Annotated in this window: 2 protein-coding genes; both read right to left on the bottom strand. The window is 66.9% G+C overall.

The annotated features are described in order from the left end of the window. Positions 1–66: 66 nt before the first annotated feature. Positions 67–846, bottom strand: a complete 780-nt coding sequence (locus DBR34_RS07465) for a flagellar brake protein (protein ID WP_128096320.1) — start codon at positions 844–846, stop codon at positions 67–69. A 177-nt stretch (positions 847–1,023) separates the two neighbouring features. After that, positions 1,024–3,264 carry a methyl-accepting chemotaxis protein gene (locus DBR34_RS07460; protein ID WP_128096319.1) on the bottom strand — a complete coding sequence of 747 codons (2,241 nt, stop codon included), beginning with the start codon at positions 3,262–3,264 and terminating at the stop codon, positions 1,024–1,026. Positions 3,265–3,872: the final 608 nt, after the last annotated feature.

Raw genomic sequence — 3,872 nt, 5'->3', positions numbered from 1 at the left:
GACCCACCCCGACAGCACCGAACCGCCGCAGTTGCACTTGCAGTTGCTCCTAAGAAAAGCAGCCGCCTAACTCTCCCCATTCTTGCGGGCGCTGCGCTGGCGGTCGATGCGGAAAATGTAGCGCTGGATCGCACTGTCGCCCCCGCGTGGCAGCGTATCGAAACGCATCCCCACGCGCTTCATCTCCACCCCGTTGGGCAGCTTCACCGCCAACTGATTGCACACGATCAACGCAATCTGCAGCGGCCCGCCTTCCGGCATGTCCAGCCGCGCGTCATACCGCTTCTGCAGCGCGAACACATTGCAGTCCACCGGCACCGTCACCGCCAGCCCGCCGCCACTGATGTCCACCACCCGCAGACTCAACGCCTCGCTGCGGTCCTCGTTGATGGGGAACAGCAACTGCGGCGAATCGGTGATCGGCGTCTCCAGACGGTACAGCTCGCGACGCTGCAGGTGCACCAGCTCGCTCGGAAACGCCACCCGGAACGCCACATGGTGCGTACTCCCCACGCGCTCCAGATGGTCCAGCCGGAAACGAACCATCACCTTGTCCAGCTGCGCGAAGCACAGCAGGTGCCCCGCTTCCTCCGCCGCCCGGTTGGCCGGCTCGGACGGACTGCCGTCGAGCAGCAGCATGTCCTCGTCTTCGTCCAGCTCCAGGATCGCCGTCGGGAACGACTGGTCCCGCCCGCCCAGGTGGGCGTTGATCAGCGAACACTGGTCGATCAATGCCTGCAGCAATTGACGGATCTGCCGGGGATTGCGGACCAGGTAACGATCGTCCGTGCCATCGTCGTGCGCGGCGTGGGGATCGTCGTGTGCCTCAAGGCTGCCTTCGGACATGGATGCGTGCTGAATTGAGTGGGCGCCGCCGGCGGGTTTTACCGGGGCTCTGTCCGTTTATCGGCAGCAGTTCACATTAATGTAGGGCCAATCCGTGTAGCCAGCGTTGGCTGGCCCAAATGCACGACACCCCGCCGAAGCGGGGTGCCATGGACAGACGTCACATACGAGGGCGGCTTAGAACTCCTGCCAGTCGCCTTCATTGGCCAGCACCGGCTCGCGGACCGCAGCACGGCGCACCGGCGCCGCCGCCGCACGCGCACGCGGCGCTGCAACGGCCGGGGCACGGGGGCTGGCAGCCGACACGCTCGCCGCCGGCGCCGCCTGGCCATCCAGCTTGAACAGCGCCACCGCATCGGTGAGGTGGCCGGCCTGTTCTTCCATCGAACGGGCCGCGGCGGTGGCTTCTTCCACCAGCGCGGCGTTCTGCTGGGTCGTTTCGTCCATCTGGGTGATGGTCTGGTTGACCTGCTCGATGCCCGCCGACTGTTCCTGCGAAGCGGCGGAGATCTCGGCCATGATGTCGGTCACGCGCTGCACCGACGCCACGATTTCGCCCATGGTCTCGCCAGCCTGGTTGACCAGCGCCGAGCCCTCGGCCACCTTGCCGACCGACTCGTCGATGAGGCCCTTGATCTCCTTGGCCGCACTGGCCGAGCGCTGGGCCAGGGTGCGTACTTCGGAGGCCACCACGGCAAACCCACGGCCCTGTTCGCCCGCACGTGCCGCTTCCACGGCGGCATTCAGCGCCAGGATGTTGGTCTGGAAGGCGATGCCGTCGATCACGGTGATGATGTCGGCGATGCGGCGCGAGGACGCGTCGATCTCGTGCATGGTGCTGACCACGCGGCCGACCACATCGCCGCCCTGGCTGGCCACACCGTGCGCGCCGATCGCCAGCTGGTTGGCCTGGCGGGCGTGTTCGGCGTTCTGACGCACGGTGGAGGTCAGTTCCTCCATCGATGCGGCGGTTTCTTCCAGGTTGGCGGCCTGCTGCTCGGTACGGCGCGACAGGTCGTTGTTGCCCGAGGCGATTTCGCCGGCGGCGGTGCTGATGCTGGACGACGCGTGCTGGATGCGGCCCACGATCTGGGTCAGCTGGGCCACGGTCGTGTTGGCGTCGTCGCGCATGCTGGCGAACACGCCGTGGAACTGGCCCTGCATGCGCGCGGTCAGGTCGCCGTTGGCGATCGACTGCAGCAGGTGCGACAGCTGCGACAGGTTGCCGTCGGCCACTTCCATCATGGTGTTGAGGTGCTCGATCATCACCCGGAAATCGTGATCGAAGCGCAGCGCGTCGCCACGCTGGGTGAAATCACCGGCCGCGGCGGCCTGGGCCAGCGACTGGATCTGGGTGTTGATGGCCAGCAGGCTGGCCTTCGCGGCGTCCATCGATTCGTGCAGGATCGCGCGGCTGCCGGGCAGGCGGCGGGCGTTGGGCGACAGGTCACCGGCGGCGTACTGGTTCAGCACCGCGATGGCGTCCTTGATGGAATCCAGGTGATCGAACACCACCGTGTTGGTACCCACGGCCAGCTCGCCGTACACGCCCGGGAAGTCGGTGGGCATGCGGTGCGAGATATCCGGGCCGGCATGCATCGCGGCCATCTGCCGGGTTTCTTCGGAATAGCGGCGCAGCATGCTGGTCATTTCGCCGGTGGCGGCCAGCATCTGCCCGGCCTCGTCGGCGCTGGTGGCGCGGATGGTGACGCTCAGGTCGCCGCGGGCCACCGACTTGATGGCGTGCACGGCCTGGCCCAGCGGGCGGGTGATGATGCGCGAGATCATGAAGGCCAGGCCGGCGGCCACCAGGGACAGCAGCACCATGCAGCAGATGATCGCGATCACGCTGGTGCGGTGGGTGGCATTGGCCGCGGCGATCTTGCTGGCCATCAGGCCGTTGCTGAAAGCACCGAGCGTCTTGAGGTCGTCGAACAGCTGCCGGCGGGCCGGGCGCGACTTCTCGTCGGAGACCTGGCGGGCCAGCGCACCGTCACCTGCGGCGACGGCGGCGCGCAGTTCGACGCTGGCGGCGAAGTAGGCATCGGTGTCGGCGGACACCTTGGCGAACAGGGCGCGTTCGCGCTCACCGGCCGGCAGGGCCGCGTAGGCCGCCAGTTCGTCGCGGACCACCTTGGCGGTGGTCTCCATGCGCTTGTTGTAGTCGGCCACCTTTTCCGGCTGGTCGAACATGCTCACCTGCGCCATTTCGTAGGTGCGGAATTCACCCAGCTGCGAGCGCACCTCGCCCAGGTGCTGCACCGACGGAATGTCGTTGCTGGCCATCGCGCCCAGTTCGGCGTTGGCGCCATTCAGGCGAACCAGCGCGAAGGCACCGAGGATGACGGTCATCAGGGTGGTGAGGGTAAAGCCCACGGCCAGTTTGCGGGCGATGGGCAGATCGTGGAACCACTTCATGGCAGGAACTCCGGGCAGGGCAGTGGCGCGCAGCCGTGGGGGCGCTGGGCGTGAGGTCGTGGCGAATGCGGGATGGGGCGAGGGGCACGTGACGGTGAAGTCAACGCTCTCCCGGGATAGCGGCGACGCGACGCCGCAACTTGAGTGTTCGATGTCACATTTTTTCACGCGGTTCATCCGCGCCCGGGAAAGCGGCATTGGTTGCATAAGCAAGCAACGGCAAGGCGTTCGCTTCGCAGCCCACGCAGGCGCATCAGTACGCCAACGTATCGCCGCAGATCAACATCACAGTTTCAAAAAAGGGACGCAAACGCACACGGCAATGCCGACCACCGACCGGTAGTGCATAACCGGTAGTGCCGGCCGCTGGCCGGCAACCCCATGATCCCATCCGGCACCGCGAGGAGCCGGCCAGCGGCCGGCATTACCGGGGTGGCAGGCGGAATGAAGAGCCGGACAGCTGCCGGCAATACCGGGTGGCAGGCGGAATGAGGAGCCGGCCAGCGGCCGGCACTACCGGGTGGCAGGCGGAATGAGGAGCCGGCCAGCGGCCGGCACTACCGGACGAAGGCCGCGGACTCCCAAACGAGGAGCCCCCGCTAGTAGCG

This window comes from Stenotrophomonas sp. HMWF003, assembly GCF_003061285.1.
Lineage (GTDB): Bacteria > Pseudomonadota > Gammaproteobacteria > Xanthomonadales > Xanthomonadaceae > Stenotrophomonas > Stenotrophomonas maltophilia_AP.
This window is presented reverse-complemented; position numbering and strand designations above follow the sequence as displayed.